This is a genomic window from Luteimonas sp. 8-5 (assembly GCF_029763755.1).
Classification (GTDB): domain Bacteria; phylum Pseudomonadota; class Gammaproteobacteria; order Xanthomonadales; family Xanthomonadaceae; genus Cognatiluteimonas.
The window spans coordinates 63108-69600 of record NZ_JARUVM010000012.1 but is presented as its reverse complement, the minus strand read 5'-3'; the positions used below and the strand labels follow the sequence as shown (position 1 = coordinate 69600).

At 70.5% G+C, this 6493-nt stretch carries 5 protein-coding genes and 1 pseudogene; all 6 read right to left on the bottom strand.

The window, feature by feature from the left end:
- Nucleotides 1-31 precede the first annotated feature (31 nt).
- The 6 genes and pseudogenes from QAA18_RS02705 to mreC all read right to left on the bottom strand — a co-directional run bounded on the left by QAA18_RS02705 (nucleotide 32) and on the right by mreC (nucleotide 6492).
- The gene (locus QAA18_RS02705; protein ID WP_279410817.1) at nucleotides 32-1030 is read right to left on the bottom strand and encodes a septal ring lytic transglycosylase RlpA family protein; all 999 of its coding nucleotides are present in this window, start codon (nucleotides 1028-1030) and stop codon (nucleotides 32-34) included.
- Nucleotides 1027-2163, bottom strand: a complete 1137-nt coding sequence (gene mltB, locus QAA18_RS02700) for a lytic murein transglycosylase B (protein ID WP_279410815.1) — start codon at nucleotides 2161-2163, stop codon at nucleotides 1027-1029. The genes QAA18_RS02705 and mltB overlap by 4 nt, the downstream gene beginning before the upstream one ends.
- 35 nt (nucleotides 2164-2198) lie before the next feature.
- A complete protein-coding gene (gene rodA / locus QAA18_RS02695) occupies nucleotides 2199-3311 on the bottom strand; it encodes a rod shape-determining protein RodA (RefSeq protein WP_279410814.1) in 1113 nt (370 codons plus the stop codon).
- 17 nt (nucleotides 3312-3328) lie between these two features.
- A pseudogene (mrdA, locus tag QAA18_RS02690) lies at nucleotides 3329-5167 on the bottom strand (penicillin-binding protein 2); the annotation flags it as partial.
- Nucleotides 5168-5170: 3 nt separating this feature from the next.
- Nucleotides 5171-5650 carry a rod shape-determining protein MreD gene (mreD, locus tag QAA18_RS02685; RefSeq protein ID WP_279410812.1) on the bottom strand — a complete coding sequence of 160 codons (480 nt, stop codon included), beginning with the start codon at nucleotides 5648-5650 and terminating at the stop codon, nucleotides 5171-5173.
- Complete coding sequence (mreC, locus tag QAA18_RS02680) at nucleotides 5647-6492, bottom strand: rod shape-determining protein MreC (protein ID WP_343226733.1); 846 nt, start codon at nucleotides 6490-6492, stop codon at nucleotides 5647-5649. The genes mreD and mreC overlap by 4 nt, the downstream gene beginning before the upstream one ends.
- Nucleotide 6493: the final 1 nt, after the last annotated feature.

Below are 6493 nucleotides of genomic sequence, written 5' to 3'. Positions count from 1 at the left end.
CGGGTGGATCACGCGAAACGAAGGGACAAGTCTACTCGCGCACGAGGCGCGGCTGGCCGAAACCCAGCGCGCGCACACGCTCCGCGGTGGCTTCCATGGCTTCCGCCGGCACCGGACCGATGCGCAGGCGCCAGACCGGCCGGCCGGCCGAATCGCCCGGTTCCAGGCTCGCGCCGGCGATGCCGGCGGCGTTGACGGTGGCCAGCGCGCGTTGCGCATTGGCCTCTTCGGCAAAGCTTGCGACCTGCAGGACCACGCCCGGGACCGCGGGTGCGGCTGCGGCCGTGGCCACCGGCAGGGCCGCGACGAGCTGGTCGATGGCGGTCGGCGGAAGCGGCGCCTGCGGCGGGGCCGCGGCCACGGCGTCGTACTGCTGGCGCGCGTTCTCGCCGGGCATCAACCCGACCACTTCGACCCTGGCGGTACCGGCGCGGTCCACCCCCAGCTTCACCGCTGCGGCGTAGCTGAGGTCGATGATGCGGCCGTCGTGGAACGGACCGCGGTCGTTGACCCGGACCACCACCGAGCTGCCGTTGGCCAGGTTGGTGACCCGCGCGAAGCTGGGCAGCGGCAGCGTCTTGTGCGCCGCGGTAAAGGCGTACATGTCGTACACCTCGAGGTTGGACGTGCGACGACCATGGAACTTGTTGCCGTAGTACGAGGCGATGCCGGTTTCGTGGTACCCCTCGGCACTGTCCCGGACGTAGTACTTCTTGCCCAGCACCGTGTACGGCGAGCGGTTGCCGTAGCGCGAGTGCGGCTCGGCGACGACCTCGGGTTCCGGGATCAGGTGCACGTCGGGAATGCCGCCGGCGGGCGCGCTGTCCGCGACGCCAGGCGCATACAACCCGCCGGCGGTGTAGTTGCCACGCTTGGACACGTCTTCCTGCGCGGGCGCGTACGGCGAACGACGCGGCGCGCCGTTGCCTGGTGCCGGATCCGGCACCGCGACCAGCGGCGGCGGCTTGGGCGGATTGCCGGCGCAAGCCGCCAGCAGCAGGCAGGTCGCGGCCGCGGCGAGCCGCTTCATTTGCCGGCGTTGCTTCCGGCGGCGCCCGCACCGGCGCGGATCGCCTGGGCGAGCTGGTGGACGGCCATCGCGTACATCGGCGAATGGTTGTAGCGGGTAATCACGTAGAAGTTGCGATAGCCGATCCATTGCTCCGGACCATCGGCGCCCTCGAAGTTGAAGACGGTCGCGCCTTCGCCAGCACCCACCACGGGCTCGCCGGCCGCCGGCGTGTAGCCGCGCTGCGCGAGTTCTTCCAGCGTGTACGCCGGATCGGGCATGTCCGGCGCGAACACCTCGCCGGTCGAGCGGTCGGCGCGCGCCACCACCGGCGCGCCGCGCTGCCAGCCATGGACGACGAAATAGTTGGCGATCGAGGCGAACACGTCCTCGGCATCGCCGAGCAGGTCGCGCTTGCCGTCGTGATCGCCATCGCGTCCCCACAGCCGATAGCTGGACGGCATGAACTGGCCCCAGCCCATCGCGCCGGCATAGCTGCCCTTGAGCGCGACCAGGTCGATGCCGCCCTCGGCCTTGTCCAGCGCGAACAGTTGCGCCAGCTCGCCGGCGAAGAACGGCGCGCGCTTCGGGTAATCGAAGGCGAGCGTGTAGAGCGCATCGATCACGCGGTAGCTGCCGGTGATGCGGCCGTAGTTGGTTTCCACGCCGATGATCGCGACGATGTATTCGGCCGGCACGCCGCTGGCCGCGGACACACGCTCGAGCTCGTCGCGGTGTTCGGCCATGAACGCGACGCCGGCGTCGATGCGCTTGTCGTTGAGGAAGATCGGGCGGTAGCCGGCCCAGGTGCGGACCTTCTCCGCCGGGCGGTTCATCGCATCGATGATCGACTGCTTGTGCTCGGCCTGCGCCAGCACCGCACGCACCCGTGCCGGGTCGGCGCCGTAGGTCGAAACGGCGTAGTCGACGAATGCCTCGATGCGCTGCTGCAGCGGCAGCGCCGGATCGGTCACCGATGCCGGTGCCGGCGGCCGGGCCTCGGGCTGCGGAACCGGAGCCGGCCTTGCCTCGACGACCGGGGCTGCGGCCCCGGCCTCCGCTTCGGCCTGCACCGCGACGGGGACAGCGTCCTGGGCCGCCGTCGCGCACCCGGCCAACAGCCACGAAACAGCAAAAAGGGAGGCGTACTTCATCGCCGCGAGGTTATCACGCGAAAGCTGAAGAGCCTCTAATGTCCGTGCATGGGCTTGTGGGCGCGGACGGCCATGACGACGCCGAGGCCGGCGAGCAGGGAGACGGCCGAGGTGCCGCCGTAGCTGAGCAGGGGCATCGGCACGCCGACGACCGGCAACAGGCCGGAGATCATCCCGCCGTTGACCACCACGTACACGAACAGCGACAGGCCCAGCGCGCCCGCCAGCAGCCGCGAGTAGCCTTCACGCGCCTGGCTGGCGATCCACATGCAGCGGCCGATGATGAACAGGTACAGGGCCAGCACCACGGCCACGCCGACCCAGCCGAACTCTTCGCTCAATACGGCGAAGATGAAGTCGGTGGTGTGTTCCGGCAAGTAGTCCAGGTGCGATTGCGAGCCCTGCCCCCAGCCCTTGCCGGTCAGGCCGCCGGCGCCGATGGCGATCTTGGACTGGATGATGTTCCAGCCCGCGCCCAGCGGATCGGATTCCGGGTCCAGGAAGGTCAGGATGCGGTCCTTCTGGTAGGGCTTGAGCAGCCAGAACCAGGCCGCGGGCGCGGCCGCGGCGACGCCGCCTGCCGCGGCCACGAACCACCACCACGACAGGCCGGCCAGGAACAGCACGAAGCCGCCGCTGGCCGCGACCAGCATCGCGGTGCCGAAGTCGGGCTGGAGCAGGATCAGCAGCACCGGGATGGCGACGATGGCGATGGCCATCAGCACCACCGGGAAGCGCGGCGGCAATGGCTCGCGGTTGAGGTACCAGGCCACCATCATCGGCAGGGTCAGCTTGAGCAGCTCGGCCGGCTGGAAATAGAACACGCCCAGGTCGATCCAGTGCTTGCCATGGCGGCCGGTGCCGATCGCCAGCACCAGCAGCAACGGCACGATGGTCAACGCGTAGGCGATCGGCGTGGCATTGCGCAGGCGCAGCGGCGAGACCCGCGACAACGCCCACATCGCGACGAACCCGACGCCGTAGCGCGCGCCCTGCGCGATCGCCAGGTGCGGCGACTCGCCGCCGGCGCTGTACAGCACCGCCAGGCCGATGCCCATCAGCGCCAGCAATGCCAGGCACAGCCAGCCGTCGAGCGTGCGCACCAGGCGCGCGAAGATGTCGAACAGGAAACCGAGGATCGCGTTCATGGCGCGGCGGCCTGCTGCTGGCCGAGCACCCAGGCATCCATCACCTTGCGCGCGATCGGCGCGGCCGTGCTCGAACCGAAGCCGCCGTGCTCGACCGCAACGGCCACCGCGATGGTCGGGTTGTCCGCCGGCGCGTAGCCGATGAACCAGGCCTGGTGGCGCAGGGCAAGCGGCAGCTGGTGCGGATCCACGCTGACGTCGCCCTTGCGGCTGACGCGCTGCGCCGTGCCGGTCTTGCCCGCGATCGGGTAACTCGTGTCGCGCCCGGCGGCGAACCACCCGGTGCCGCCCGGCTGCATCGTTGCCTCCATGCCTTCACGCACCGCCTGCATGTGTTCATGGCTGTCGCTGATGCGGCGCGGAGCAGGCTGCGGGATCGCACGCCACGGCGCCTCGTAGCCGTCGCGCCGCTCGCGCGCCAGGTGCAGCCGGCGCAGGTTGCCGTCGTCGGCCAGCGCCGCGGTGGCACGCACGAGCTGCAGCGCCGTCGCCTTCCAGAAACCCTGGCCGATGCCGGCGATCACCGTTTCGCCGACATACCAGGGCTCGCGGCTGTTCTTGGCCTTCCATTCCGCCGACGGCACGATGCCCACGCTTTCGCCGACGAGGTCGATGCCGGTGCGCTCCCCGAATCCGTACTTGCGCATCCATCGGGATAACCGGTCGATGCCCATGTCCATGGCGAGCTGGTAGTAGTACGTGTTGACCGAAGCGGCGATCGACTTGCGCAGGTCGGTCCAGCCGTGGCCGCCGGCGTGCGAGTCGCGGTAACCGCGGCTCTGCCCGGGGATGTGGAACTCGCCGGTGGACATCACCCGGTCCTCGGCGGTGCGCAGCCCGCTGTCGAGTCCGGCCAGGCCGATGAACGGCTTCACCGTCGAACCGGGCGGCCCGCCGCCGAGCACGTTGCGGTTGAACAGCGGCCGCGACGGGTTGTCCATCAGCGTGCGGAAATCCTTGTGCGAGATGCCGTTGACGAACAGGTTCGGGTCGTATGCCGGCAGGCTGACCATCGCCAGGATCTCGCCGGTGCGCGGATCCACGGCGACCGCGGAACCGTCGAAATCCCCGAACGCCTCGACCATGGCCTGCTGCAGGTCCAGGTCGATCGACAGGCGCAGGTCGACGCCAGGCGTGGCCGGCACCCGGCCGACCGTGCCGAGCGCCCGGCCTTCCACGTTGGTCTCGACGCGTTCGTAACCGACCTGGCCGCGCAGGATGTCGTCGTAATAGCGCTCGATGCCGGTCTTGCCGACATGGGTGAGCGCGCTGTTGGCTTCGCCGAGCTGCTTGAGATCCTGCTCGTCGACGCGACCCACATAACCGACGATGTGCGCGGTCAGCTCGGCGTGCGGGTAGCGGCGGTTGAGGTAGGGCACCAGCTCCACGCCGGGGAAGCGCCAGCGGTCGCCCGCGACGCGCGCGACTTCCTCGGCGTCGACCCGCGGCTTGAGCGTGATCGGCTTGAAGCGGCGGCCACTGCGCAGCGCCTCGCCGAACGCCTCGACGTCATCGTCGTCGAGCACGACGATGCTGCGCAGCGCGGGCAACCACTGCTGCGGGTCGCCGGCTTCCAGCGGCATCACGTCCAGCCGATAGGCCGGCACGTTGTCGGCCAGCACCCTGCCCTTGCGGTCCAGGATCAGGCCACGCCCGGGCAGCACCGGGCGCAGGCGGAAGCGGTTGGCCTCCGACTGGGTCGCGTAGTTGGCGTGGTCGATCACCTGCAGCTTGAAATACCAGCCGCCGAGCCCGGCCAGCGCCAGCACCACCACCGCGAAGCCGATCGCGGCACGCACGCGGAACTGCGCCGCTTCGGCGCTCGGCGATTTCAGCTGGCGCCGGCGCAACGCCACCGATCAGCCCCTGCCGCCCATGCGCAACCGGTCCAGCAACAGGTACACCGGCGCCCACAGCAGCATGCCGACCAGCGGCGACCACCAGAAGCTCGCGGGCAATTGCGGCTCGCCCAGGGCCATGTGCACGGCCGCGCCGACCACGCGGTCGTTGAGCAGCAGGCCGGCGACCGCCAGCGCCTGCTGCGACAGCGGGAAGAAGCGCAGCTGGGCGCGGAAACGCTGGACGATGAACGCCATCACCGTCAGCCGCAGTGCCTGTTCGCCGAGCAGCGTGCCGAAGGCGAGGTCGGCGGCGACGCCGACGATGAAGGCAAAGCCGATGCCGGCACGATCCGGCGTCTCGATCAGCCAGTACACCAGCACCAGCGCGAGCCAGTACGGCCGGAACGGCTGCATCCACCCGGGCAGCGGCAGCAGGCCCAGCAGCAGCGCCGCGACCACGCTCACCGGCAGCAGCCAGGCGTTGTGCGGGCGGCTCATGGCGCCACCCTGCCCTTGAGCAGCAGCACGTCGCGGCCGCGATCGAGCTGCGCCGCCGGTTCGACGTCACCGACCAGGAAGGCGTGGCTGTCGTCGGGATGCAGCGCGGTGATCGTGCCGACCGGGAAGCCGGCCGGGAAACGCCCGCCCAGTCCGGAAGTGATCACCGCGTCGCCGACCTGCACGTCGCTGGACAGCGGAATGTTGGCCAGTTGCAGGCGGTCACTGCGGCCCTTGCCGTAGACGACCAGGCGCACGCCGCTGCGGGCGACGATCACCGGCACCGCGTGGTCGGGATCGGTGAGCAGGAGCACCGTGGCGGTCGAGGGCCGCACCGCGATGATCTGGCCGACCACGCCGCCGGCGTCGATCACGCTCTGGCCCTGGACGACGCCGTCGCGGCTGCCCGCATCGAGCACGAGGCGCTGCCGGGTCGGGTCAAGATCGATGTCGAGGATCGGCGCGAGCTGCACGTCGAGGCCGCCACGCTCGGCAGCATCCAGCAACCCACGCAGGCGCGTGTTCTCCGCGGCGGCGGCCTGCAGTCGCGCCACGCGCGCACCGCTGACCAGCAGCGCATTGCGCAGCACCCGGTTCTCGTCGGCCAAGCGCGTGCGGGTCGAGGCGCTGTCGTTGATCGCCTCGCCGATCCGCGAGGGCAGTCCCGCCAGCCACCACAGTGGCTGCATGGCCACCGTCGCCTGCGCGCGCAGCTGCGCGAGCCAGCCACCGCGGTGGTCGGACACGATCAGAGCGATGGCGAGCGCCAGGTAGGCCAGCAGCCGCAGGGTGCCGGCGACGTCGCCTGGGCGTTGGCCGGGGGTGCTGGCGTAGGAAGGCACG